This is a genomic window from Butyrivibrio sp. VCB2001 (genome assembly GCF_000423965.1).
Lineage (GTDB): Bacteria > Bacillota > Clostridia > Lachnospirales > Lachnospiraceae > Butyrivibrio.
Genome location: NZ_AUIZ01000006.1, coordinates 148,904 through 175,288, shown reverse-complemented (window position 1 = coordinate 175,288; position 26,385 = coordinate 148,904). Strand labels below are relative to the sequence as shown.

Genomic DNA, 26,385 nt, shown 5'->3' with positions numbered 1-26,385 from the left:
CATATGAGATTTTCCAGAAAAACCTTAGGTATCCCATATGCCGTATTCCTGTTGCTCTTTGTAGTGGCTCCGCTTCTGGTATTGTTCTACTACGCCTTTACCAACGGACAGGGGGAATTCACGCTCCGGAACCTGACAGACTTTTTTACTGATCCTAATACGTTGGGAACGCTGTTCTACAGCTTTGCCCTTGCGCTTACAACCACAGCTGTATGTTTGCTGCTGGCTTATCCTACTGCCTACATTCTCACCACAGGGAGACTCAAGAAAAATACCGTACTTATCATGATCTTCATCATGCCCATGTGGATCAACTTCTCGCTCCGTATTACAGCGCTCAAGGAGATCCTGGACCTGATAGAGGGAAATCTTGCATACCATCCGTTCCTTAACTCAGTTATTGGTATGACTTACGATTTCCTGCCCTTCATGATCCTGCCTATCTACAACACCCTTGCCAAGATGGACGCTTCTCTGATCGAGGCGGCAAAAGACCTGGGTGCCAACGACAGGCATGCTTTCCTGCGCGTAACACTGCCCCTTTCTCTTCCGGGCATCATAAGCGGAGTATCCATGGTGCTTCTGCCTGCAATGACCAACTATGTGGTACTGGATATGCTCTACAACAGCACCTACATCATGGGTAGTCTTATCGGCAGCTACTTCTCCGCATACAACTGGAACGGTGGTTCCATGATTGCACTTATCCTGCTGGGCATCATATGTATTTTCAACATCATTAATGATGACGACAGGGGCGAAACAGCTAAGGCAGGAGGTGCACTGTTATGACAAAAAAGATAGCTAGGGCTGGAATACCGATTCTGGTCATCCTCTTCTTATATGTACCGATCCTTGTGCTTGCGCTGTACAGTTTCACTGATTCAACGCAGATCGGAGCCATACGCTCTTTTACACTGAAAAACTATGTGACGCTCTTCACTACCCCTGAGCTTCAGGAGATGATACTGGGCACGATCCTGCTTGCCCTGGCATCAGCACTGCTTGCTACTCTCCTTGGAACTTTAGGCGCAATAGGAGCCTTCTATTCAAAGAGACGTACAACAGCAGTAATGGACACAGTAAACCAGATTCCGGTCATCAACGCTGATGTTGTTACCGGCTTCTCGCTGTGCATTCTGCTTGTAGTTGTTCTGGGCATTAACAAGGACAGCTTCATTCCGCTGCTTTTTGGCCATGTAACACTGAGCGCACCCTTTGTATATCTCTCTGTCATCCCTAAGCTCAAGCAGATGGATTCCAGCCTTTACGAAGCTGCTCTGGACCTTGGCGCTACACCTTTCCAGGCACTTACCAAGGTGGTTGTTCCTCAGATACTTTCAGGTATTATCTCCGGTTTTTCACTGGCGATAACACTTTCTTTGGATGACTATTTCATTGCAACCTATACCAAACCGGCAACCTTTGACACCATCAGCACCTACGTAGTCAACGCCACAAAAGGTTCGCAGACTCATATAAAGACAGCGCTGTGGGCATTATCAACGCTGATCTTTCTGATCGTTATCATTATCGTCGCCGTAAGGAATCTGAAATTCGAGCGACGAGCAATTAAAGAGGAGAGAGCCTGATGAAAGCAAGACTACTAACGGCTATTATTATAATAACAAGCGTTATTACCACCTGCTCCCGTCCGGTATACGCTACTTCAGATGCTGAGAAGCCCGTAACACTGCGAATCTGCAACTGGGAAGAGTATATAGACCAGGGGGACTGGGGTGAAGACGAAGTGATTGACCTTGAGAGCGGCGATATTTTTGGCGAGAATTCCATGGTTGATGACTTTGAGGAATGGTATTACGAGACCTACGGCCAAAGAGTTAATGTCGAATATTCCACCTTCGGTACCAACGAAGATCTCTACAACATGCTCACAATAGGCGATGTTTATGACCTTGTGTGCCCTTCGGAGTACATGATCATGAAGCTCATGGCAGATGATATGGTTCAGCCCCTCTCAGATGAGTTTTTTGACCCCGAGATAGAAACCAACTACTACATCAAAGGCGTTTCTCCCTACATCAGAAACATCTTTGAGACTCACGATATTAACGGGGTTACCTGGGATCGCTGCGCTGCAGGATATATGTGGGGTATAACCGGTTTTGTATATAATCCCGATGTTGTAAGCGAAGAGGAAGCTTCTACCTGGAAGCTTCTTGAAAACCCGGCTTATCGCCGACAGGTTACCATCAAAGACAATGTCAGAGACGCTTATTTTGCCGCTGTCGGCGCTCTTAAGTCAGATCTTTTGACATCCGAAGAATTCAGATCAAGACCGGACTATGCCATGGCCCTTCAGACCGAGATGAATGATGTCTCCCAGGAGACAGTGGATAACGTGCAAGAGTATCTGCAGAAGGTAAAAGACAATCTGTATTCCTTTGAAACAGACTCAGGAAAAGCCGATATGATCACAGGTAAGGTTGTTGCAAACTACCAGTGGTCCGGAGATGCTGTATATGCCATGGATCAGGCCGAAGAAGACGATTACTACTTGAACTTCGCTGCTCCTAAGGAGAGTACCAATATATACTTTGACGGATGGGTAATGCTCAAGAAGGGAATTTCCCAGGATCCTGCCAAACAGCAGGCTGCAGAAGCATTCATCAACTTTATTTCAAGACCTGATAACGCTATCCGCAACATGTACTATATCGGATATACCTCTGTCATCTCCGGAGGAGACGATGGACGCGTATTTGAATATCTTGAGTGGAATTACGGTGCAGAGGATGAAGACGAGGCAACAGATTACCCCGTTGGATATTTCTTCTCAGGAGACCCTGATGATGAAGATTATGTGCTGACTGTTCCCGAGGAACAGCTTAAACGCCAATTAGGCGCCCAGTACCCTTCTTCAGAGGTCATAGACCGCGCTTCCATCATGGTCTACTTCGACCAGGCAAAGAGCGAAGTCATCAACCGTATGTGGATCCGCGTAAGGTGCTTTAACATCCTTACTGTTCCTGTATGGGTATGGGCTGCCATCATACTGGCGATTTGCGCTGTAGTAGTATTTCTCCTGCGTCAAAAAGCCGCAAAGGAAAAGCTCTACAATTAAACGTATTCCAAAATATCCTTAAAGCTGTCCAGATGATAAGTTGCCTTGGAGTAGTTTGCTGCACTTCCGATACCGGCACCATCAAATCCGCCTGCAACTGCAGCATCTATGCCGGCTTCGGCATCTTCGATAACAAGGCAGTCCTTTGGCTCCTCGAGCACAAACTCAGCAGCCTTTAAGAAAACTTCCGGATCCGGCTTGGATCTTGTGATATTTGTGCCATCACTTATGGCGTCAAAGAAACCTTCCAGGCCGATTCTCTGAAGTATAAACTTGGTATTCTTGCTGGATGAACCAATAGCCAGCTTAAGTCCCTTATCCCTAAGGGCATTTAAAGTCTCTTTGACCTCATCCGAGAGATCTGCAGGAGACATTTTCTCAAGACTCTTTCTGTAGATATCATTCTTCTTGGTAGCGAGTCTTTCCTTCTCTTCGTCTGAAAGCGCAGGACCTGTGTATTTCTCAAGAATTATCTCAAGAGAATCCATTCTGCTGACACCCCTGAGTCTCTCATTTATTGTCCTGTCAAAGGGAATATTCAGCTCATCTGCCAGCTCTTTCCACGCCAGATAATGATATTCATCCGTAAAACAGATAACCCCATCCAAATCGAAAATTACAGCCTTATATTTCATAACAGCTCCTTTCATCACTCCAATGTAAAACTCTTAAAATCAATCTTTCCATCACCTATAAAGCTAAAGAACAGGCCATGGATCCCATCCGGAATATCTACGCTTGTCTCATACTCTGCAAACCCATCATCTGCTTTCGCAAAAGAGATCTCGCCAATCGGCGCAGAATCTTCAGAATCCAGCGATATAAGAAGCTTACCGTTTCCATAGCTCTTTGCCTCTACCCGGATCTTTTTAACGCCCTTGCAGTCAAAATACTTAAATCCTGCAACAACACCGTCAAAGACATTTGCGATATACTGCTCCGACTCCTCTTCCTTCTCAGCGGTTTTCTGGAAAATATAGGGCTGAGAGTCCTTAAGAGACTGTCCGTAAACAATCTTTTTGTCATTCTCTTTGCACATAAGGTTACATGCAATGGCAGCTGAGTAAGTTCCCTTGCCTGCCAGAGCTCCGCCGTTAAGGCCGCAGCTTGTGAGCTCAACCTGTGCAATACTGCCATCCTCTGCAACATGGATCTCCTCAGCACAGCCCTGTCTTGAGCTCTCAGTGCCGTGAGTCTGCCTGTGATAGAATATATACCACTTGTTATTTATTTCGATAATGCTTCCGTGGTTGTTGCCCATCATGGCTCTGGGCTTTACATTTCCCTTATAGCCGATATCTCCGTTGGATACGATCACTCCGCCGTAGGTAAACTCTTTGTCCGGATAGTCAGATGTAGCATAGCACAGCTCATGACTAACTGAGCTTGAATAGATAAAGTAATACTTATCTCCTATCTTGCGCATCGAAGAGGCCTCAAAGAAGCCGTGTCCCTCATATCCTGTACCCCCTGCAATCTTTTCACCGGGAACCATCAGATGGGGTTCTCCCTTAACTGTGAGCATATCCTTATCAAGCTCTACAACAAAGGCTCCATCTGAAAACTTGGTATTAGCGATAGCCTGAAGCTGCGCCTGTGCTTCTTCCCTGCTCATTCCCATTTCAAGGAATGTTTCAAGCGGAGGCGCAGGAAGTGGCTTTGCCGGGCTGAATCCGTAGTATAAAAAGACTCTTCCGTCATCATCTACCAGTACTCCGGGATCAAACGGGAAGTTCTCGTGAAGCTCTTTTCCTCCCATCACATCCTCCGGATACTCAACATGTCCGTAGAAGGAAAAAGGTCCTGCGGGTGAATCGCTGACTGCCATGCCAAATTCCGGGTTAAAAGAGAAGCAATAATACATGTAATATCTGCCATCTGCGCCCTTTACTACGTCCGGAGCCCACAGATCCATCTTGTTATCTGCATTTGAAGGATCCTGGGTTCTCTTATAGATAACGCCTTCATATCTCCAGTCTGTCAGGTCCTCTACAGGTGCAGACCAGGTCACATAATCTCCCATGCAGTACTTCTCTCCGCCTGCGAAATCATGTGATCCGTAGATATAAACTCTTCCGTCAAATACCCTTGGTTCTCCGTCGGGAATATATTCATATAGCGGCAAATAGGGGTTAAAAACCTGTCTCATTATTTCCACTCCTTTTTAAGTGCAAGCAGTTTCTCTGCCGCTGCCATGACCATAGGCGGGTTAAAGCCCATAAAGAACATGGTCTGCAACTCATTTAGTGTAAGTCCAAGGCTCTCTACGTCCTTGCTTTCTATTAGCTTATATGCAAGGGGAAGATCAGTTTTTATTATGTCGAGAGCTCTTTTATCCTCGGCAAATTCCTCAAGCCTTGTGTCCATGGTATACATGAGCCTGTAATCTCTGGCGGGCTTATAGGTCTTTTCAAAAACTCCTGCCTCCAGCTGTACCTCCTCGCCGTTTGTTCCGGGCAGTCTGTAAACCGCAGAACATCCGAAAGGGACTTCGGCTCTTACAGTTATTGTGCCGTCATCGTTTATCTTCCAGCAGGATGCATACTTACCGCTTACAGAGTTGTACTCAAAGTTCACATACCTGAGCCTCGAGCTGAGCTGAGGCGCAATATATGCGCTCTTAAATCCTGCTGAATTAGGCTGGATTCCGGCGATAAAACGGTAAACATACTCCATGACAGAGCCGTATGAATAGTGATTGAGCGAGTTCATGCCTGTTCCGCTGATGGTTCCGTCATCAAGGATAGAGTTCCATCTCTCCCAGATAGTGGTTGCTCCGAGGTTAATGCAGTGCATCCATCCGGGGAAGCCTTCCTGAAACAGGATGTAGTAGGCAATATCCTCCATACCGTTCTCAGCAAGCACCTGACACATCATTGTAGCTCCTACAAAGCCGCCTTTAATCTTGTAGCAGTCCTTTTTGAGCCTGAGTTTAAGGCCGTTAATAATCTTGTCCCTGCTGATAAAAATCTTGTATTTGAGGCAGATAAGGTACGCTGTCTGTGTATCAATCGCAAGTCTTCCGCTGGGTGAGAAATACTCGTTTAAGATCGCGGTATTTACTTTCTCTGCGCGCTTTGCATATCTTATGCTGTCATCGACATAGCCAAGGATTCTGGCTGCGCTTCCTGCCTTAATAAGTGATTCATAGTAGTAGACAGATGCCACAAAATAGTCATCTGTGCCGCCCTTCATACTCTGAGGGCTGATTCCGTCCTGAGCAAGCCAGTCACCGAAATGGAAGCCAAAGTTCCAAAGGCCGGTATCACCGTGCTCTTCGTCCTCATGAATGACATGATCCACCCAGTCCTTCATCAGAGGATAGTTGGCCCTAAGCTCATCCTCATCTCCGTAGTACTCATACAGAGCCATTGGCAGGAATGTGGCAACATCGCCCCATACGCTGCTTCCGCTGGGAGCCTTGCTGATATTTGGAATAAAGTTAGCAACAATCCCGTCGTGATCCATCTGATCCAGATGAAGATCGTATAAAAACTTTCTGTAGAAAGCTCTCGTGTCCATGTTAAAGCAGGCAGTAGGAGCAAAAACCTGTGCATCTCCGGTCCATCCAAGACGCTCATCTCTCTGAGGACAATCTGTTGGCATATCAAGGAAGTTGGACTTCTGTCCCCACAAGCAGTTGCTTGCAAGTCTGTTCAGCTTGGCATCTGAAGTGTCCAAGGTCGCTGTGGTCTCAAGGTCTGAATAGACTACGTTTCCGGTGAAATCCTCTGCACGAAGCTCACCTTCCCAGCCTGTTACTCTCACATATCTGAATCCATAATAGGTAAAGTGTGGACGAACAGTCTCATCTGATCCGTCTGAAACATAGGTAAACTGTGCCTTGGCAGATCTGTAGTTGGCATTGTAGAAATTGCCCTCCTGAAGGACTTCGCCGAAATCAAGAACAACCTTGGTTCCGCTTGGAAGCTTTGACTTAAAGGACACATATCCCGTAAAATTCTGACCAAAATCCAGCACCTTCTCACCTGCAGGGGTATCGATGATCTCTTTTACAGGAAGAGTCTCTTTTACCACAACAGGCAGACTGTATCTCTCCACAAGCCTTGCCACTGTATCTTTGTTGTCCTTCCATACGGTCACAGGCTTATACTCATTTTCCTTATCTTTCCAATATAGGCGGTTATACTCCTCACCGTCGTAAATATCGCTGGAAACAATATCGCTTCCGCAGTATTTAAAGCTCTCATCTGTCATGACAGTGAGCTTGCCATTTACGTAAACTTCCGCAATGACGCCAAATTTATTGCCATAGTATGAAACGTCGCCATCGTAACCTAGACGGCCCTTGTACCAGCCGTTTCCGCAGATGATAGAGAGCTTGTTCTCTGCCCCAAGAAGGTCCGTAATATCATAGGTCTGATACTGAATGCCCTTGTTATAGTCGTTGCAGAAAGGTGCAAGATAGTCGTCGCCGATCTTAACGCCGTTAAGATATGCCTCGTACAGACCAAGTCCTGTCACATAAATACGGCCTTCCTTGATCTCTTTTACCCCATCAAGAGAAAACTCTCTTACAAAGCAGGGGTGGAAAGAAGGCTCCTCATTTGTTCCAATGAACTTAGCCTTCCACTTCTCAGTCATCTTGCCCGTCTCAAAGAAGCATACATCACTCTTTGCAGTATTATTCTCGTCATCCGTAACTTCGACGTAGAAATAATACCTTGTTCTGGGCTTTGGAGTTATATCTATAATCTCTCCGATCCAGTCAAGATCGTGGTCTTCCTTGCTCCAGAGAATCTCGGAAAAATCCTCTTTTTCGCTTACAACGATCTTAGAGCGTACCTGATATTTTCCGGTTGTCTCGGCCACCTTCCAGCTGCACTTTATCTTCGGGTATGAGAACCCTATTGGATTTTCAATTCCATTTATCTTTACATCAACGATTTTCATACTAGTTTTCCCTTTATCAAATATGAGAATTAGCCCGGACATGAATTTCTCATATCCAGGCTACAAATTACTTAAATAAAAATTTTGCGATCCTCTCCATATCCTCCGGCTGATGCGCAAATACTTCAACGTTGGGGATCTCAGCAATCTGAGGGAATACACTGGATAATGCTATGATCTGGCAAAGCTTTGACTTAAGATTAAGTCTGTCACCTTCAGGTGTAACCAGTTCAACATCTCCCTTGCACTGCTCTACCACCTCTAAAAAGCCTTCGAAATCCGATAATTTGTCGATTACCATATTTGTCTACCTCCAAAGTTAATATGCCAAGTACTCTTTTCCGCAGAACGGATCAACGGGGCTTACACCCTTAAACTCGCTCTTGCCAAGGATCTTCTCAACCACTGACTCGATCACGTAATCATGATTTGAATATGCATTGATGTAGGTCTTGATCATCGGCACATCCAGTAGATGATATGGAATCTGCAGTGAAATGAACATTGTCGGAACAACCTCCACAAACCATGGAATATTGTTGCCTGCTCCGAAGATGGTGTGCCAGTTAAGTCTTGCTGTGGTCTTGTTTGAAGCATTCTCCACATTTCCGAGATAGATAACAAGGTCATACTTGTTTCTGAACTCGGTAACTGACTCAAACTTGATGGGCTTGTTGAAATCAAATTCCTCTTTAACGTAAGGAATCATCTCAAAACCTTCAGCTTCCATGAGCTTTACAAAGGTCTCTTCTACTCTCTTCTCAGAAGCACATCCGCCCATGATCTCATACAGCACTCTCTTGTGCTTTTTAGGAGATATGGGTAAAAGAGCTTGTGTATCCTTTACCAGTGTCACAGACTTGTCAGCGCACTCTTTTGCCCAGGCAACATGCTCATCGCTGCCGATAACAGGAAGATTCTTTTTATCAGGTACAAGAGTTCCGTTAGCTCTTTTCTCATGAAGTCTAAGTGCAGCCTTCATGGCAAGAATACGTGTAAGTGCTTCATCCAAACGCTTCTCAGAGAGAATTCCCTCCTCGTAACCCTTCTTCATAAACTGAATATCTTCGTCATAATCCTTGTTGAACAGGATCATGTCACAACCTGCTTCAATGCAGTACGGAACTGATTTTTCTCTATCCATTGCGCAGAGGAAGCCAACCATAGGGGTAGCATCGGTGATTATCATTCCGTTAAATCCAAGCTGATCTCTAAGGAGATTCTGTAAAAGCTCAGGTGAAAGTGAAGCCGGTATAAGCTTCTTGGGAAGGCCCGGGTTAAATTTCTTCTGATAAGAAGGAAGCGCGATATGCCCAACCATTACTGACAGAGCGCCTTCGTCGATAAGGGTTTTGTAAACGTCGCCGTATGTCGCATCCCATTCCTCACAACTGAGACTGTTTACGCTGGTTAATATATGCTGATCAACTTCATCTACGCCGTCTCCGGGAAAGTGCTTGATGGCTACTGCTGAGCCACACTCTTTTGCCCCTCTCATATACTCAAGGCCGAATTTCTTGACCTTCTCAGGGTCAGAGCCATAGGTTCTGACGTTGGTTATGGGGCTGTGATAGTTATAATCGATATCCACAACAGGAGCGAATGCATAGTTGCATCCTACTGCCTGTCCTTCGCTGCAGCTCACCTTTGCAAGTCTGTATGCCTGCTCGGGATCTCCTGTTGCTGCAACCTGCATCTGCTTTCCGAATGATGTTCCCTCAAGTACGATTCCGTCTCCGCCCGCCTCAAGATTTGCTGCAAGAAGCATCGGAACCTTGCTGTTTGTCTGAAGATATGAGTATGCATCAAACAGCTCCTCAGTCTTTCCCGTTCTGAACATAAGTCCGCCGGGGTTCTTGGAGAGTATCTCATACTGCAGATACTGCTCGTTTGGGGAATATCCGATTGGGAAAAAGAGCTGTCCGAGCTTTTCATCTAATGTAAGAGAAGCCTTGGTCTCTTCAACCCACTTAATATCTTCATCTGATAAATAAAATGGCTTTGCCTTTAAATCCATTGAAATAACCTCTTTATGCTTTTGCCTTTCCGGCTTTCATTCTGGCAAATAATGCCTGTATCTTATCTGTCTGAGCTGAGAATGAGTAGAATCCAAGTACGAAGATTCCGAGGATGATCTGTTGCCATCCGCCTGCTCCAAGGTTCAGACAGTTGAGTCCGTAGTTCATGATTTCCATACCGATTGCAGCGATCGCGATACCGATAACGTCACAGCTTGCAAGTCCGATGAAGGTTCCCATAAATACAGGAACGATGTAAGAAAACATTATTCCTGATGTGGCAAGTCCTGACTGAGGGCCAACCTCATGCTGTGATACGTAGATGATTGCTGCAAATCCAAGGATGATTCCTGAAAAGATGTATGTTGTGAATACATTCTTTTTCTCGTTGATACCGATGTTTACACCGGCTCTCTGGTTGTTTGATAAGATCTTTCCCTTTCTTCCGGCTGCGGTAAAGTAGGTAAATACCACAAATGCAAGTATTGCGAGTCCTGCAGGAAGGAAGATTCCGGGAAGTCTTCCGAATACTGATGTCTCCACGGTGGAGTAAAATACTCTGATACCCTGTCCACCAAATACAAGGTATGTAAGTGACTCATAGAAAAGAGTCATACCGATCGTGCATATGATGATCGGAATACGACCTAAGATGTACACAGTTGCTGTGAACATGCTTAAGACAACTGCCAGTACTACTGCAATAATAAGCGCAAGCCATGGGTTTCTGGTGTCATAACCAATGTGTCCTGCAACAATAGCTGTAAGGATCATGGTTGCTCCGCCGGAGAAATCAAATCTTCCGTTTTTGAGCTGGATCCATATTGCCAGAGCCACGCAGATTGTCATGGAAGCATTAAGAAATACCTGCTGCACCATATCTCCCGAAAGGAAGATCAGCTTTCCATTGACATAACATTTTTCATTAGTACCGGTAATGATCAGCATCACCACAAACATCAATAATGGAAAAATGACAGATAACCCTATTTTTTTGAATATCTCTAAGCCTTTATTTGTATTCATATCGTTTCCTCATTACCAGGATGATGCCTGGGGGATAATAAATATCCCCCACATCATTACCATTTCATTAGCATTTCTTTTAATTACTTAAGTGAATCAACTGTAAGTGTTGAAATAGATTTCTTGAGCTGCTCGTAAGTAGCATCAGGATTAGCATAAGCTGTCATGTTGAGTACTTCTTCAGGTGTGAAGAGTGCATCAGAAGCATTTGCTGTGAAGTAAATGTTCTTCTGGAATGCTGCCATATCCTCATCACTGTTCATGATGAACTGATCGCAGCTTACTCTCTCTGCATCTTCAGGCTGGTCCTTAAACTCTACGCCGTTGATCTTGTTTAAGAGAAGTACAAGTGGATATGTGATAGTCTCAACAGCTGTTACACAGTTCTGCTGATATGTGCCTGTTCCTGCGCTGCCGAAGTTCTTCTCCTCACCACCGTCAAAACCTGTTGTGAAGAGCTTGATGTTCTTATCGTTTCCTGTCTGAACCATTACAGGATATACAAAACCTGTACCTGCTGCGAAGCTCATGATTGCCTGAATGCCTTCGTGCTTAGCAAAGTATGTGCTGTCCATAGGTGAGAATGCTAAAACGTCTGTCTCCTCGTTCAAAGGATCACATGTGATCTGAACGTCAGCTGTCTTGTTGTACTCGTCAACTGCTGCGATGAACTGCTGAGCTGCAAGTGTCTGTGCAGGGAAAGCCCATACAGGGAAGATAGCCAGTGAAACGTGTGTTATAGGAGCATCTGCGTTTCTCTCGTTGTACTCAAGAAGGCTGTCAAACATCTGCTGTCCTACTACTACGTTATCAGGAGCATAACCGTCGATTGCTGTTCCTACGAAATGATCGTTCTTAAATACAGCATCATAAGCTTGTGTGTAAGAAATATCGTAATCGCAAAGGTATCCGCCGATGTATACGCCCGCTGCCTCGCACTCCTGTACGATAGCTGCTGTACCGGAATCCATTGTGCAGATGATTCCGTCAACACCTGAAGCGATGAGTTCCTGGATCTTTGTAAGGTTTACGCCTTCGTCAGTCTGAGATAATACTGTGTACTTAAACTTGCAGTTTAATGTATCTGCCATGTTGTCGAGATAAGCTTTTGTTGCCTCTGTTGCAAGACCACTGTCCTGATAGAAAGCTACACCGATTGTGCAGTTCTTGCCTGCCTTTTCACTTGATGCAGCACCATCTGTACTTGCTGCTCCACTTCCGCTTGATCCGCAAGCCATAAGTGATACTGACATTACGCCTGCAAGCATCATTGCTAAAAATTTCTTTACTGCGTTCTTCATAAATTCCTCCTTAAATTAAGTATTTTTCCTGCAAAAGCAGTAAAAATCATCTTGGTAACACCCCATTATTCTTGCGACATGTTATAAGAATAATGATTATGAAAATGATTGCCTTGACGAAATTGATGTAATTGAGCTCTACACCCATTGTCGTCAGATCATTTGTCAGCAACACATAAGTAAATGTACCGATCAGAGCACTTCTTACCTTTGAGACCATTCCTCCTGAAAGAGGCATTCCGCCCAGGATCAGGCAAATCATTACGTCCATGGCATATCCGCCGCCTGTTCCCTTTCCGGCTGTTCCGGTTCTCATCAGCATGATGAAGGATGCAATTGCTACGCACACACCAAAGGTCATATAAGCTATTACCTTCCATCTGGTGGTGTTTATTCCGCTCTGAGCTGCGACCACTTCATTAGCTCCGATTGCCTTTGTATATTTACCCAGCTTTGTGTAGTTGAAAAGGAATGTAACAAGTAGTGCAACTATCACTATCGCTGCCAAAATGATCCAGTTATAAGCTGTTCTGCTTGAGGGCTTAATGCTTGCCTCAATGGAAATCGTGTTGTTTCCGGTGCTCTCCATAAGAAGGAGCTGCGCTCCTGTAAAGAAGAACATAAGGAACAGCGAAGTTACGATTGATGGGAGCTTGAGCCATACGGCAACTGCTCCGTTGAAGGCTCCGCACACCAGAGCGATGGCCAGGATAACAACAAAACCAAGTACCACTCCTGCAATGCTTCCGCCCATTTTATTCGAGATAAGTATCATCAGGATGGAGTAAACACCTATCTGCTGTCCTATTGATACATCCATAAATCCCATGGAATAAACGAACACAGCTCCCAGGGATAAGATCGCATACGCTGATGCTGCCTGCAGTACTGTTCCTACGTTGTAGGAGAGGTTCTCTCTACTGAATATGAGAAACAGGATAAAAGTCGCTGCCAGACCGGCATACGCCGCGATATCATATACATGCTTTTTAAAAAACGCTTTTGAAAACATCTCTTTCCTCCTAGATCAGATCATGTATTCGATAATATCTGTCTCTGACAGATCCTTACTTCTTGTAAACTCTTTGCTGATGGCAAAATCTTTCATTACTACGATCTTGTCTGCCATACCGATGAGCTCTGCCATTTCCTCACTGATGAGGATTATTGCTTTGCCCTGTTTTTTCATCTCTGCGATCAGAGCGTACATAAACTGCTTAACACCGATATCAACGCCTCGTGTAGGGCAGTCCATGATGATCACATCAGAACCCTTGGCAGTCCACTTTGCAAATGAAACCTTCTGTTTATTACCACCGCTCAAAGTGTTGACCCACTGATTACCGTCATTACATTTGATCCTGAAGGAATCAATCTCTTTATCCGATAAGTTCTTTTCATCGGAAGGTTTGATGAACAGCTTCTTTGCCAGGTCTTTCTCTGAAGGAAGTGTGATATTGTCCTGAATTGAACCCTCGAGGATAAGTGCCTCTGTATCTCTGTTCTTGGATATATATCCGATTCCTGCTGAGATGGCGTCATTACAGTTGTGTATCTTCTTACCTTCTCTTAAGACCTCTCCGGATTCGGGCTTTTCAAGTCCGAATGCAAGTCTTCCGATCTCATGCATTCCGCAGCCGCTAAGTCCGCCAAATCCTATGATCTCGCCCTCGTGAACCTGAAGTGAAAAGTCCTTTATCTCTCCAAGTGTTACGTTTTTAAGTTCCAGCGCAACCTTATCGCCATGTGAAATGTCGTAGTCTTCTCTGTAATAAGCATCTCCGATTTCACGACCAACCATCATGTATCTGATAACCTGTTCCGCGTTGGGCATATCCATCTCTTCTCTGTTAAGATGACCGATTATCTCGCCGTCTCTAAGAACTGTAAGATCTGTACACTGCTCCAGAATCTCTTCCATATCATGGGAGATGAAGATTACTGACTTACCGTTGTCCTTAAGCTTATGGATCAGGTCATATATGAGCTTTCTTCCTTCATGAGAGAGTGCTGTGGTTGTCTCATCGACAACGAATACTTCTGTATCCTCGGAAACACATCTCACAATCTCGATAAGCTTTCTATCCTCGAAGCCGTATTTGTTGATGCTGTCAGCAGCCTTGATGTGGGTGATATTGAAATCATCGAGCATCTTCTGAGCTGCAGCATTGAGCTTCTTCATATTTACTATTCCAAACTTGGAGAATTCATCGAAGCGTCCTGCGAAGATGTTTTCAGCTACCGTACAGTTAGGAATTGTATTTGCTTCCTGAAGTACCATGCTGATGCCGGCCTTCTGAGCTTCTACCATGCTGTCGGGATCCCAGGGCTGTCCTTTATAAAACGCTTCGCCGCTGGTAGCCTTCTGCATACCTGCAAGGATTGATGTTATGGTTGATTTACCGCTACCGTTCTCTCCGATAAGACCACGGATCTGACCACGGTAGAACTTTACATCGACTCCCCTGAGCGCTTTAGTGATCCCAAAGTTCTTGGTCATGTTTTTTACTTCAATTATCAATTCCTGTTCCATAGGTTCCTCCATGTCATGGAATAATCACTTGTTCTCTTGATGAAACAATTATACAAATTAAAGGGTACCCTTCCCTAGGTCACCCCTTTCTAAAAACATGTACAATTTTTAAGAAAAAACTGTTTTTTAATTTTGAGGTCTCTTTTTGCCGATTTAACACATTAATTTTTGTACCTTTTTTGCCTTTACCGAAAAAAACATTTGATATATCCTTAAATTAGGTGCACATAACGTACATTTTTTCTTATATGAGGTTTTATCATGTATCTTGAAGAGCGTCACGAGATAATAGAGTTCCCGCCTAATATTCCCCTTAAAATCTTCATGCACAAGCTGGGTTCCGTTGATAATCACTGGCACAGAAGTATTGAGCTTTTGATGATTCTGGACGGAACTATTACCATATCCATCGATAATACGGAATATACGCTCACCGGCGAGGACATCATTCTTATCAACAGCAATACCATTCATTCCCTAAAGTCTGAAAGCGCCGTTATGATCGCTATCCAGATAGATTTATCAAGAATGAACCAGTTTGATGCCAACCTCGATGAGATGGTATTTGACTGCAATACAACAACAACTGATGACTTATCCAAGTTTGATGGCTTAAAGTTCGCAATTGCCACCATGCTCAACGAGAATGCTCATAATTCATACGAATCCCAGTACAGAAACTATTCCCTGGCTTATTATCTTGTTGCTGAGCTTTTGGCAAATTTCAGTGTTCCGATCACAAATGCCATTAAAACCCAGCAGAAATACGCAGCAAGACTCACAAGACTGCTTAAATACATTGAAGACCATTACGCTGAGAACTTCTCTTTAAGCGATCTTGCAGCCGAAGAAGACCTTTCGATGCCCTATCTGTCCAACTTTTTTGAGAAGAATATGGGTGTCAAGTTCTCTCAGTACTACACTTCCGTTAAGCTAAACCACGCTCTCACGGATCTTCTTTCTACCAACGACTCCATCGAGAGTATCGCTGTCAGGAACGGCTTTACAGAGTCTCATTCCTTTGTCCGCAGCTTTAAAAAACAATACGGAACACTTCCAAGCACTTATAGAAAGCAAAGAGGACAGAATATCTCTGCTTCAGAGACTTCCTCAACACTGAACTACCTGCATATGGAGCCCAGTAATTATCTGCATCTTTTGACAAAATATCTGGGAGATATCAAGGATCAGCCACACGCGATCAGCACCAAAAACATAAAAAAGTCTGAAGAAATCGTCGCCTCAGCAAGTAGCAGCGTAAGAACCTTAAAGCATACCTTTAAGAAATTTATTACCGTCGGAAGGGCAAAAGAGCTGTTAAACCGGGACATTCAGAACATGCTCATAGACCTTCAAAATAACATTGGTTATGAATACATCAAGTTCCATGGCCTTCTTTCCGATGACATGATGGTCGTTTCAAGAATTAATGGCAAACTGACCTTCCACTACACTTTGGTTGATATGGCGCTTGATTTCCTTATTTCCATCGGTTTAAAGCCCCTTATACAGCTTTCTTTCATGCCAAGGGACCTCGCTGCCGATCCGAATAAGACTATTTTCTATTCGCCGATGATAACAAGCCCACCCAAACACATGTCAGAGTGGGAACAGTTCATCGACAACTTCACAAGGCATCTTTTGGAGCGCTATGGCACCAACACAGTCAGATCATGGCTCTTTTGCGTATGGAATGAACCTGTAACACCCAAGTCCATGTTCGGCTTTGGCGATGACCCACTGTTTATGCGCTTCTACGAAGCCACTTATCGCACAGTAAAAAGAGTTGACGACAAGCTTGTATTTGGATCCCCTTCAATTCTGTATATGGAAAACTTAGGAACTGACAAGTGGATCAAAGATTTCCTTGCATATACCAAAAAGAATAACTGTGAACCGGAGTTTTTGAATGTACACTACTATTCCGACATTATTCCTATTACAGCCAAGCAGAATGTAACTATCGGAAGCGTTTCTTTTTCCTTCCCGAAAAGAACCGACGATTTCTCGCTATGGATCGGAAGCATCAAAAAGATCTTTTCCTCAGCAGGATTCGGCTCGTTGCCAATATACATGACAGAGTGGAACTTCACCCTCTCCCACCGAAATCTTGCCAGCGACACCTGCTTTAAATCCTGCTATATACTTAAAAATCTCCTCAGGAACTACGACAGGCTCGATAGCTACGGCTACTGGTCACTTACGGACCTCTTGGAAGAAAATGCTCTGCCGGACACTCTTTTCCACGGAGGACTTGGTATCTACACCACGAACGGCATAAGAAAGAGCGTTTACTACAGCTTCTATTTTGCAAGCCTTTTGGGAGATGAGCTCATAGCCGGAGGAGAAGGCTACTTTATCACAAGAAGCATTGATGCATACCAGATCATCACTTACAACTACGTACACTACGGCAATCTGTTTGCTTCGGGTGAACTGTTTGATATGACAGAGACCAACAGATACACGCCTTTTGACATGACAAACAGCCTCCAGTTCCAGATAAAGCTCACAGATCTTGAGGATGGCAACTATTGCATCAAAGAGCTCTTTGTAAACAGAGAATACGGAAGTGCTTATGACATCTGGCTTAAGATGGGTGCTGTTCCCTTGGATCCAAGCGATGTCGAGATAATAAAAGGCTACTGTGTTCCCGGAATGCACAAGGAATACAGGCTGATCGAAAGCGGAGTCTACGAATACTCGCCTGTTCTGGCTCCTCTCGAGATCCGATTCGCCGAGATCAAACGAATAAAGTAAAAAAAGCCCCTGTTCCAAGGAACAGGGGTTAATTTTTAATGTTTATGAAGTCTCTCGCCGTTTGTTGCGATCACTTCTTTATACCAGTAAGCAGAATCCTTAAGGGTTCTCTCCATTGTCTCATAATCGACGTAGATAAGACCAAATCTCATCTTGTAGCCGTGGCACCACTCGAAATTATCCATGATTGACCAGTGCTGGTAGCCGATGACCTCGATGCCGTCATCAATTGCTCTCTCAAGCTCCAAGAGATATCTGTTTGTGAAATCTATTCTCTGGTAGTCATGAACCTTGCCATCAAGGGCCTTCCAGTCCATGCCGGCCATTCCGTTTTCGGTAATCATGACCGGCTTATGATATCTCTCATAGAAGAACTTGGGTGCGTAGTACAGAACTCTTGGCGTAACGCTCCAGCCCATCATTGTGTGTGCACTTCCCTGATACTCGTATGGTCCGTAGTTGTTTGGATCAAGCGGATATCTTACAGTTCCTTCATAGACGTTAAAGCCGTAGAAATCAAGGGGCTGCGCTATCTCATCCCACTCCTCTTTAGTAAGCTTTGGAAGCATGTCTCCAAAGGCTTCTTCTGAGCCTTCCGGGAAATGTCCTAAGAATATCGGATCTGCCCACCATGCATTTCCCATAAGGAAACCATACGGATCTATGGCAAAAGACATTTTCCTGCACTTCTCAACTTCATCAGGAGTGTCATCCTTTGGAACCCACACATTTCCTGTGGGAGCCATTCCGATTTTGGCATCAAGCTTACTGTATTTCCTGATCACAGAAACGGCTCTTCCGTGGGATTTAAAGACATTTACCGAGATATCCAGCATGGTCTTTATATCATTGTTCTCAAAGGGTGCCATTGCACCGATCTGGTAACCAAGTCCCACAAACATCTGATACTCGTTGAAGGTCATCCAGTATTTAACCCTGTCGCCAAGGCACTTAACCACTACTTCTACATATTCAGCAAACCAGTCTACAATCTCAGGGTTCTTCCAGCCGCCTTTTTCATAGAGCGCCATGGGAAGGTTCCAGTGGAAAAGAGTTACCATGGGCTCAATTCCTGCGTTTTTAAGCTCATCCACAAGGTCTGAGTAAAACTTAAGTCCCTTTTCGTTCACCTTTCCGATTCCCTCGGGCATAACTCTTGGCCAGCTTATGGAGAATCTGTAGCTCTTTAAGCCGATCTGCTTCATAAGAGCAATATCTTCCTTCATGTGATGGTAGTGATCACAGGAAACATCAGCATTCTCGCCAAACTCAATGCGTCCCTCCTCGTGCTCGAAATGGTCCCAGATTCCAAGGCCTTTGCCGTCATCTAAGTATCCACCTTCAATCTGGTGTGCTGCGGAAGCAGCTCCCCATAAAAAATCCTTTGAAAAACTCATTTTTCACCTCTTCATTTCTTAATCTTGTTAAGCTCCTGCTCACAGGAAACAAGGAGCGACTCCGGTATGTTCAGGGCTTTTACAAAGCCAAGCAGTGCATTCACTGTTATCGGTGATGAAGGATCAAATCGTGGTCCCTCGGTTATAGGCTTCAGGTACTTGATAAACACTGCCTTAGCATCACTATTTTCAAAAATATCGCAGATCTGGTCCTCAAAAGTGAAGCAGCTTGGATTCAGCTCGGTTTTGTCCACTTTTTCCATGGTCTCGGGATCAAGCCCTTCGAACCAGTTAATTGCGTTTTCCGAATCTGTCTTTTTCTCACAGATATAGGAAGGATCAGGCTCTTTTACCGAATTGACAGTGATCTGATCGCTAAGCCCTTCGCAATAAGCCACAATCTCATTTTCACCGGGCTTTATGGCTACATCCTTAAATACGGTCATTGCGCCCTCTACAGGCCTCTTATCTATATCAGTACCGTTAACCTTAAGCGAAAGCTCTTTTACATTGGAAATGACTGTAATATCCGTCAAATCGCCGGGCCTGTTGACGTATCTCCTGCCTGCTATGTAAATGAACTTCTCCTTGGACCAGTGGGCTTTGTACAGATAATACGCGTCCTTTTTGATCTTCCTGTCTATAGTCACAAGGCCTTTCTGATTCTTGCCCTTTTCTCCGCCTTCTGCCCTTCCGGCGCTGCCAAAATCGAACATGTTCCAGACATATCCTCCGGCCATAAAGCTGCGCTCTTCTACAGCATTTATGGCGTTTTCGGAAAATAACAGCTGATATTCTTCGCTGTAATCGTTGGCTTTTGGCTCTGTGCTGTGGAATCTTACGTTGGTATCAACTCCGTACTCCGTCAGTATAAGGGGTTTTTCCGGATTTGCAGAGTGTATACTGTCAAGCCTTGGCTGAAGATCCTCTATTTGTCCGTAATACCAGCCATAGTATAAGTTGTATCCCAGAATATCCGTGTAATTAAGGATTGGCGAATCATCTTCGGTGCCACACTCATTGGCCTGTGCTATAAGGCGGCTCTCATCCAGCTCTCTTACCTTTTTGCTGAGCCTGTCCACCAGATTAAAAGTGTATTCATTCTTGGAAACCATGCAGACTTCGTTTTGCACGCCGTAGCAGTAAACGCAGGTGTGGTTTCTGACCTGATCTATAAGGAGTTCCAGGTGGTTCATGGCGTTTTCATCAGCCTCTCGCTTCTGCGGAACTGAGCTTATGACCGGTATCTCCGCCCAAACCAAAAGACCTGCTTCATCACACAGCTCATACCATCTGTCACAGTGCTGGTAATGAGAGCATCTCACGGAATTGGCACCCATTTCCAGGATAAGTGCAAGGTCTGTCTGCAGCTCTTTTTCCGTAATGGCGTTTCCGAGACCACCAAAGTCCTGATGTTTGGCAACACCGTGGAGCTTGTAGGGCTTTCCGTTTAGCAAAAGACCTTTCTCCGGGGAATACTCAATTGTTCTAAAGCCCACAGGAATCGTCCTTGTGTCGCACAGATTGCCACTTTCGTCAAAGAGTTCAAAAACTGCGTCATATAAAAATGGACCATTGACTCCGTCCCACAGGCTCACTTCCGAAATGGCAGCGGTCAAATTAGTGTGGCTGCCACGGATTTCCGCAGATGAGCAGGCCACTTCTTCATGACTTTCTCTGTCGATGACTTTGAGCATGCAGGTTGCATTCCCTGCGTATCCGTTTTCTCTTTTAACAAAAACATCTGCAAAGAGCTCTCCATCATCCCCGCAAACCTTGGGATTTACATATATTCCGTCACGTCCTTTGCCTATCTCTTCAAAATGAAGATCATCATCAATTATGATGTTTACATCTCTGTATATTCCGCCGTAGAAAGAAAAATCGGCCATAGCGGGGTAAATTGTGTTATCTACAGCATTGCTGACTTCTATGCGGATTGTATTGCTGCCGATAGTCAGAAGCTTCGTAATATCTGCTCTGAACATTGAAAAGCCGCATCTGAGCTCATGGCAGAGCTTGTCGTTTACAAATACTCTGCTGCTAAGGGACGCAGCACCAACTTCCAGGATTACAGTGCGCTTAAGATCATCGCCGGTTACCTCCAGGTCTCTCTCATAAGTCATAACTCCACGGAACATCTTTGAGCCGTCCTGGCCGTCCACAGCGTTGTAACAATGAGGTATATTAACTGTTTCAGGGGCTTTTTCGCCTCTTTTAAAGGTCCAGTTATCATTTATCTTATATACGTTTCTCACAATTTCCTCCGGACAAAATATAATATCTACATGATAATTTTATCCCAGAGATCTCTCTCATGCCTACGCCAAATCTTTTTATCACATCGAACATTTTTTAATATAACCAGGTCATTTAGTGTATATTGTTTTTCTTTCGCCGATTTTATGTTCACAAAAGCCTATTATGCCGTAAATATTAAACCTTGTCTTTTGTTACTCCTGTATATATGATTTAGAAAAAAACAAGGAGATTTTCACCTATGCGTAATCAGAATATTGATAAAGGATGGCAGTTTAATTACGGAACTATAGATGGTTTTCCCAATCCATCCAGGGAGAGTACACTTCGTGAAGTAGATCTCCCTCACGACTATATGATTTCCGGCTCTGTAAAAAAAGATGCTCCTGCCGGGGCTTCAAGCGGCTTTTTTACTGAGGGCGTAGCCTATTACACCAAAAAAGTAATGATCCCCGCAGAGTGGGAAAATGATGATGTTTCCCTTAAATTTGACGGCGTTATGATGAATGCTACTGTAGCTGTAAACGGCTGCAAAGTGGCTCTTCAGCACTACGGATACGCTCCTTTTTCTGTAGATATCACGCCTTACATCTATTTTGGCAGGGAGAACAGTGTCACAATAACTGTTAATCCCAGCATGCAGCCTAACTCCCGCTGGTACACAGGCGCGGGAATCTTCAGAAGCGTGGAACTTGTTCACTTCCCAAAACTCCACATCGCTAATGACGGAATTTTCGGCTACACCAAAAGCATTGAGTATGACTCTGAAGGAAATGCCCTCAGAGCTTATATTCGCGTAGAAATTCAGGTGCAGAATAACACCCTTGACAATAAGATGGCCGGCGTCAGCGCATTTCTGACAAAAGACGGAAGCGATGAGGTAATAATCTCCCGCTCCCAGAAGATTCAGGTTAATCCTGCGTCATCGGAGACAGCCTATATCAGCATTACCCTTGATAAACCTGAGCTCTGGGATGCAGAAAATCCGAATCTTTACAGGCTCTGCGCCTCTGTGACGGATCTTGGCACCTTCAAGACTCACTTCATTCCTACAGAAAATGAAACCTGTGACGAAACTTCAGTTTTATTCGGCATTAAGACCGTAACTGCAGACGTTGTTAACGGCCTTAGGATCAATGGCAAAACCGTCAAGCTAAAGGGCGGATGCCTTCATCATGACAACGGAATGCTTGGAGCAGTCTCTTTATACGACTCAGAGCTGCGCAAGCTCTCCATAATGAAAGAGATCGGCTTCAACGCCATCAGAACCACTCACAATCCCCCTTCCTCTGCGCTTATGGAGGCCTGCGACCGTATCGGTATGTACGTCTTTGATGAAGCCTTTGATGCCTGGGGTATCATGAAGCAGCCCGGGGACTACAACCAGTACTTTGATACGGATTGGGAAAAAGACCTTACAGCCTTCATGAAGCGTGACAGGAACCACCCATCAGTTATCATCTGGTCCACAGGTAATGAAATTCCTGAACGAGGAGGCCTTGGAAACGGTTATACCCTGGCAACTCGCCTTGCAAAGAAGGCTCACAGCCTTGATCCCAGCCGCCCGGTTTCAAATGCGATCTGCTCTTACTGGAGCGGTCTTGATGATGAGCTCGCTGCTGAAAATATGAAAAAGGTCATCGGCGTCGATGCTGACGGCAATCCTCCACTTCAGAACGCAGACGGCGGTAAGAATGACACCAGCTGGGAGGAATTCTCTGAAGCCTTCACCAATAGCCTTGATATTGTTGGATACAACTACATGGAAGACAAATATGCTCTTGACCATGAAATGTACCCTGAGCGTGTTATCCTCGGCTCAGAGAATTACCCCAAGGAGATAGGCATTCGCTGGCCTATGGTTGAATCCACTCCATACGTCATCGGCGATTTCACCTGGACTGCCTTTGACTATATAGGCGAAGCAGGTATCGGAAAATCCGTCTTCCTGGAAGAGGATGATCCCATGCACAAAATAGGCGGATTTGCCCTGATGTCACACGGATCACCCTATCCATGGCGCCTTGCCAACGATGCGGATGTAGATATAAACGGACATATTCTTCCTCAGGGCGAATATCGCTCAGTTATCTGGGGAAGTGATAAGACTTACCTGTACTCCTACGATCCTGCCACTCACGACAAAAAAGAGCTGATCAGCAACTGGGGATTTACCGATGTCAGAAAGTCCTGGAACTGGAAGGATGCAGACAATAAGCCTGTTTTTGTTGCCGTATTCTCAAACGCAGAGCGTGTTGAGCTCTTCCTTAACGGCAAGTCAATGGGCATCTGCAAGGAAGGAGAAAAACTTGCATGTGGTCTGCCAAAGTCATTCCTCTTTGATATCACCTATGTTCCGGGAACACTTGAAGCTGTAAGCTATAAAGGAAACGATGTTATTTCAAAAGACACCCTGGCAACAACCGGCGCTGTAAGCTCCATTAAGCTGATTGCCGAAAGGCAGGAAATGCCTGCCGATGGCCACAGTGTGACCTACGTTCAGGCAGAGCTTTTAGATAGCGATGGAAATATTGTTCCCGATGCTGACAACAAGCTGACTGCAACAGTTACGGGAGAAGGCTCTCTTGCCGCCTTTGGCTCAGCCAATCCAATAACAGACGAGAATTATACAACCGGGTCTTTTACAGCCTACAGAGGCCGTGCAACTGCTATTATAAGAAGCGGCTATACAAGCGGAACCTGTACTCTTACAGTATCAGGCGATGGACTTGAAAGTGTAAGTGCAACGATCAATATAAAATAAGCAAAAATAAGCGCCCGGGATATCGATCTGATTTCCCGGGCGTATTACAGGTAAAAGAGCTTATAAATACCTATCAGATATCAGCTGCGATATCGATGTTCTCGCCTGTAATGCCGATCCAAGCGCCGTCCTTCGCCTCAGATGACTCAGCATGTGCAAGGAGCCACTTGTTTGTAGCAGTGATGAGCTTGTCCTCCTGATTGGCAGGTGTAAAGTCAGGCTTACCAACGTTGGTTCCCTTAGGAAGTCCAACAAGTACCTGGAATCCTGAATCCTTGCTTGCCTGGCATGGAGCATAGTGAAGAGCTGTAGCATAAACCTCTACCATAACTCCCTTTGGTACAAGGAAAGCCTTAACCTTGCTGGAATCGATCTTGTAATCTACGATCTCTTCTCTCTTAGCAAGAAGAAGGATAAAGTCTGTTGCGCCGAGGTTGATCTCGCTTGAACGGTGATACTCAAGGCAGTTGAGCTTGGTGTTGTGTCCGTTGCACCATCCAAACTGCATTGGAGATCCGCCAAACAATGAGTTTGTGATCTTGTCAGCTGCAGGAAGCTCCTGAAGAGCCTTCTCCTCAGCTACATAGTCTGTTCCCTCAGGAATCGGAGTCTTGTCGCGAAGAGCATCTTCAATCTGCTTCTTCTCCTCTTCATACCCCTCAATGATTCTTCCGTAGTTAACAAATTCCGGGTCTGTAACCTTATAAATCTTCATATCGTCCTCCTATAAAATCAAAATACTTCCTCAATAAACAATGATACACCAAGCCATATCATTTTTCTTATCAATATGTATCAAAAATACTTCAAAAATTGCTGAGAGTTGTGCTATTATTGTTAGCGTATCTGTCAACCATTTATTCGCATTACATCCGGAGGTTTCCAATGGGAGGATTTTTTGGTGTAGCGTCTCGTGAAAGTGCAGTATTCGATCTCTTTTATGGTACTGACTATCACTCACACCTTGGCACACGTCGTGCCGGACTCGCAGTTTACGATAAAAAGAAAGGGTTCGACCGCTCTATTCACAACATAGAAAGATCTTACTTCAGACCTAAGTTTGAAGATGACATGCTCAAGATGGAAGGTAATCTCGGAATCGGCTGTATCTCCGATTTTGAGCCCCAGCCACTTATTGTAAGGTCGCATCATGGCACCTATGCTATTACCACTGTAGGTAAGATCAACAATATCGATGAAATAACCAACAAGCTCTTTGCCGACAACAGATCTCACTTCCTTGAGATGAGCGGTGGAGATATCAACCCCACAGAGCTTGTAGCTTCTATTATCAATCAAAAAGTAACTATCGTTGAGGGAATACGTTACGCCCAGGAGATCATCAAGGGCTCAATGTCCCTTCTTCTTATGACTCCTGAAGGCATCTATGCAGCCCGTGACCGTTTCGGAAGAACTCCTGTTGAGATCGGTCACAAAGATGAGGGCTACTGCGTCTGCTTTGAAAGCTTTTCCTATCTCAATCTTGGATATGATCCCTATAAAGAACTCGGCCCCGGCGAAATAGCCTATATCACACCGGAGAGCGTTGAAATTGTGGCTCCTGCCTTTGACGAAATGCGCATCTGCACATTCCTGTGGATCTACTACGGATTCCCTGCATCTACCTATGAGGGACTCAGCGTAGAGAATATCAGATACGGCTGTGGTGGCAAGCTTGCTCAGCGTGATATGCAAAGAGGCCTTCACCCTGACCTTGTAGCCGGCGTTCCGGATTCAGGTGTTGCCCATGCCATCGGCTATTCCAACACCTCAGGAATCCCCTATTCAAGACCTTTTGTAAAATACACACCAACCTGGCCAAGATCCTTCATGCCCACAGTTCAGTCAAGACGTGATCTTATTGCCAAGATGAAACTCCTTCCCGTCAATCAGCTCATCAACAATAAGAGCCTTCTTCTCATCGATGACTCAATCGTAAGAGGCACACAGCTGAGGGAAACCACAGAGTTTTTATACAGAAGCGGCGCAAGAGAAGTACACATAAGACCTGCTTGTCCTCCGCTTATCTACGGATGCAAGTACCTCAACTTCTCCCGTTCCAACTCCGAAATGGAGCTTATTACAAGACGTGTCATCGAGAAGCTCGAGGGTTATCCAAGTCCTAATGAAGAAACCGTAAGAAAATACACTGACCCCGATTCACCACAGTATGAGGCAATGCTCGAGGAGATCAGAAAAGAGCTCAACTTCACATCTCTTCACTACCACCGTCTCGACGACATGGTAGAGGCTATTCCGATCGAGCCCTGCAGACTTTGCACCTACTGTTGGAGCGGTAAAGAGTAACTTTTGATTTAAAGGATAGAG

General features: G+C 44.9%; 18 protein-coding genes. 6 read left to right on the top strand and 12 right to left on the bottom strand.

Going from position 1 to position 26,385, the window contains the following annotated elements; genetic code table 11:
* Positions 1-3 precede the first annotated feature (3 nt).
* From G589_RS0108760 to G589_RS0108750, 3 genes are read left to right on the top strand one after another with little or no spacing between them, the layout of a single operon-like run.
* Entirely contained in the window at positions 4-792 is a 789-nt protein-coding gene (locus tag G589_RS0108760) for an ABC transporter permease (RefSeq protein WP_026521852.1), read from the top strand.
* Positions 789-1,592, top strand: a complete 804-nt coding sequence (locus G589_RS0108755; protein WP_026521851.1) for an ABC transporter permease — start codon at positions 789-791, stop codon at positions 1,590-1,592. The genes G589_RS0108760 and G589_RS0108755 overlap by 4 nt, the downstream gene beginning before the upstream one ends.
* On the top strand, positions 1,592-3,085 hold the full coding sequence (locus G589_RS0108750) for an extracellular solute-binding protein (RefSeq protein WP_026521850.1): 1,494 nt from the start codon (positions 1,592-1,594) through the stop codon (positions 3,083-3,085). The genes G589_RS0108755 and G589_RS0108750 overlap by 1 nt, the downstream gene beginning before the upstream one ends.
* On the opposite strand, the gene pgmB is transcribed toward G589_RS0108750, so the two are convergent.
* The 9 genes from pgmB to G589_RS0108705 form a co-directional block, all read right to left on the bottom strand.
* Positions 3,082-3,720 (bottom strand): beta-phosphoglucomutase, encoded by a 639-nt coding sequence (pgmB, locus tag G589_RS0108745; protein ID WP_026521849.1) that lies wholly within the window; start codon positions 3,718-3,720, stop codon positions 3,082-3,084. The two genes, G589_RS0108750 and pgmB, sit on opposite strands and share 4 nt — an antisense overlap.
* Positions 3,721-3,734: 14 nt before the next feature.
* Complete coding sequence (locus G589_RS0108740; RefSeq protein ID WP_051192275.1) at positions 3,735-5,234, bottom strand: family 43 glycosylhydrolase; 1,500 nt, start codon at positions 5,232-5,234, stop codon at positions 3,735-3,737.
* Positions 5,234-7,999 (bottom strand): alpha-L-rhamnosidase, encoded by a 2,766-nt coding sequence (locus G589_RS0108735; protein ID WP_026521847.1) that lies wholly within the window; start codon positions 7,997-7,999, stop codon positions 5,234-5,236. The genes G589_RS0108740 and G589_RS0108735 overlap by 1 nt, the downstream gene beginning before the upstream one ends.
* A gap of 67 nt (positions 8,000-8,066) precedes the next feature.
* Positions 8,067-8,300 carry a poly(A) polymerase gene (locus tag G589_RS0108730; protein ID WP_022767629.1) on the bottom strand — a complete coding sequence of 78 codons (234 nt, stop codon included), beginning with the start codon at positions 8,298-8,300 and terminating at the stop codon, positions 8,067-8,069.
* An 18-nt stretch (positions 8,301-8,318) separates the two neighbouring features.
* Positions 8,319-10,016: a glycoside hydrolase family 3 N-terminal domain-containing protein gene (locus G589_RS0108725; RefSeq protein WP_026519279.1), complete on the bottom strand. Its 1,698-nt coding sequence runs from the start codon at positions 10,014-10,016 to the stop codon at positions 8,319-8,321.
* Positions 10,017-10,029: 13 nt separating this feature from the next.
* Complete coding sequence (locus tag G589_RS0108720; RefSeq protein ID WP_022767631.1) at positions 10,030-11,043, bottom strand: ABC transporter permease; 1,014 nt, start codon at positions 11,041-11,043, stop codon at positions 10,030-10,032.
* Positions 11,044-11,126: 83 nt separating this feature from the next.
* Entirely contained in the window at positions 11,127-12,344 is a 1,218-nt protein-coding gene (locus G589_RS0108715; protein WP_026521846.1) for a substrate-binding domain-containing protein, read from the bottom strand.
* Between the two features lie 46 nt (positions 12,345-12,390).
* Positions 12,391-13,356, bottom strand: coding sequence for an ABC transporter permease (locus tag G589_RS0108710; RefSeq protein WP_026521845.1), 966 nt, complete (start codon positions 13,354-13,356; stop codon positions 12,391-12,393).
* 15 nt (positions 13,357-13,371) lie between these two features.
* On the bottom strand, positions 13,372-14,877 hold the full coding sequence (locus G589_RS0108705) for a sugar ABC transporter ATP-binding protein (protein WP_035775714.1): 1,506 nt from the start codon (positions 14,875-14,877) through the stop codon (positions 13,372-13,374).
* Positions 14,878-15,138: 261 nt separating this feature from the next.
* Between G589_RS0108705 and G589_RS0108700 the strand changes: the two genes are divergently transcribed.
* Positions 15,139-17,637, top strand: coding sequence for a GH39 family glycosyl hydrolase (locus G589_RS0108700; RefSeq protein WP_026521843.1), 2,499 nt, complete (start codon positions 15,139-15,141; stop codon positions 17,635-17,637).
* 35 nt (positions 17,638-17,672) lie between these two features.
* Here G589_RS0108700 and G589_RS0108695 read toward each other — a convergent pair whose 3' ends face one another.
* Together G589_RS0108695 and G589_RS0108690 are read right to left on the bottom strand one after the other, a co-directional pair.
* Positions 17,673-19,034 (bottom strand): GH1 family beta-glucosidase, encoded by a 1,362-nt coding sequence (locus G589_RS0108695; RefSeq protein ID WP_026521842.1) that lies wholly within the window; start codon positions 19,032-19,034, stop codon positions 17,673-17,675.
* Positions 19,035-19,045: 11 nt separating this feature from the next.
* Complete coding sequence (locus G589_RS0108690) at positions 19,046-21,292, bottom strand: glycoside hydrolase family 2 protein (protein ID WP_026521841.1); 2,247 nt, start codon at positions 21,290-21,292, stop codon at positions 19,046-19,048.
* A 242-nt stretch (positions 21,293-21,534) separates the two neighbouring features.
* Here G589_RS0108690 and G589_RS0108685 point away from each other — a divergent pair, with 242 nt between their 5' ends.
* Positions 21,535-24,057: a glycoside hydrolase family 2 TIM barrel-domain containing protein gene (locus G589_RS0108685; protein WP_026521840.1), complete on the top strand. Its 2,523-nt coding sequence runs from the start codon at positions 21,535-21,537 to the stop codon at positions 24,055-24,057.
* A 73-nt stretch (positions 24,058-24,130) separates the two neighbouring features.
* On the opposite strand, the gene G589_RS0108680 is transcribed toward G589_RS0108685, so the two are convergent.
* Complete coding sequence (locus tag G589_RS0108680; protein WP_026521839.1) at positions 24,131-24,772, bottom strand: DUF4867 family protein; 642 nt, start codon at positions 24,770-24,772, stop codon at positions 24,131-24,133.
* 170 nt (positions 24,773-24,942) lie between these two features.
* On the opposite strand from G589_RS0108680, the gene G589_RS0108675 reads away from it, so the two are divergent.
* A complete protein-coding gene (locus G589_RS0108675) occupies positions 24,943-26,364 on the top strand; it encodes an amidophosphoribosyltransferase (protein ID WP_026521838.1) in 1,422 nt (473 codons plus the stop codon).
* Positions 26,365-26,385 lie beyond the last annotated feature (21 nt).

Bases quoted from the DNA above. Each gene is read 5' to 3' on its own strand.
- G589_RS0108675 (WP_026521838.1), top strand. From the start codon at position 24,943: ATGGGAGGATTTTTTGGTGTAGCGTCTCGTGAAAGTGCAGTATTCGAT.
- G589_RS0108740 (WP_051192275.1), bottom strand. From the start codon at position 5,234: ATGAGACAGGTTTTTAACCCCTATTTGCCGCTATATGAATATATTCCC.
- pgmB (WP_026521849.1), bottom strand. From the start codon at position 3,720: ATGAAATATAAGGCTGTAATTTTCGATTTGGATGGGGTTATCTGTTTT.
- G589_RS0108715 (WP_026521846.1), bottom strand. From the start codon at position 12,344: ATGAAGAACGCAGTAAAGAAATTTTTAGCAATGATGCTTGCAGGCGTA.
- G589_RS0108700 (WP_026521843.1), top strand. From the start codon at position 15,139: ATGTATCTTGAAGAGCGTCACGAGATAATAGAGTTCCCGCCTAATATT.
- G589_RS0108685 (WP_026521840.1), top strand. From the start codon at position 21,535: ATGCGTAATCAGAATATTGATAAAGGATGGCAGTTTAATTACGGAACT.
- G589_RS0108680 (WP_026521839.1), bottom strand. From the start codon at position 24,772: ATGAAGATTTATAAGGTTACAGACCCGGAATTTGTTAACTACGGAAGA.
- G589_RS0108755 (WP_026521851.1), top strand. From the start codon at position 789: ATGACAAAAAAGATAGCTAGGGCTGGAATACCGATTCTGGTCATCCTC.
- G589_RS0108760 (WP_026521852.1), top strand. From the start codon at position 4: ATGAGATTTTCCAGAAAAACCTTAGGTATCCCATATGCCGTATTCCTG.
- G589_RS0108750 (WP_026521850.1), top strand. From the start codon at position 1,592: ATGAAAGCAAGACTACTAACGGCTATTATTATAATAACAAGCGTTATT.
- G589_RS0108705 (WP_035775714.1), bottom strand. From the start codon at position 14,877: ATGGAACAGGAATTGATAATTGAAGTAAAAAACATGACCAAGAACTTT.
- G589_RS0108710 (WP_026521845.1), bottom strand. From the start codon at position 13,356: ATGTTTTCAAAAGCGTTTTTTAAAAAGCATGTATATGATATCGCGGCG.
- G589_RS0108730 (WP_022767629.1), bottom strand. From the start codon at position 8,300: ATGGTAATCGACAAATTATCGGATTTCGAAGGCTTTTTAGAGGTGGTA.
- G589_RS0108720 (WP_022767631.1), bottom strand. From the start codon at position 11,043: ATGAATACAAATAAAGGCTTAGAGATATTCAAAAAAATAGGGTTATCT.
- G589_RS0108735 (WP_026521847.1), bottom strand. From the start codon at position 7,999: ATGAAAATCGTTGATGTAAAGATAAATGGAATTGAAAATCCAATAGGG.
- G589_RS0108695 (WP_026521842.1), bottom strand. From the start codon at position 19,034: ATGAGTTTTTCAAAGGATTTTTTATGGGGAGCTGCTTCCGCAGCACAC.
- G589_RS0108725 (WP_026519279.1), bottom strand. From the start codon at position 10,016: ATGGATTTAAAGGCAAAGCCATTTTATTTATCAGATGAAGATATTAAG.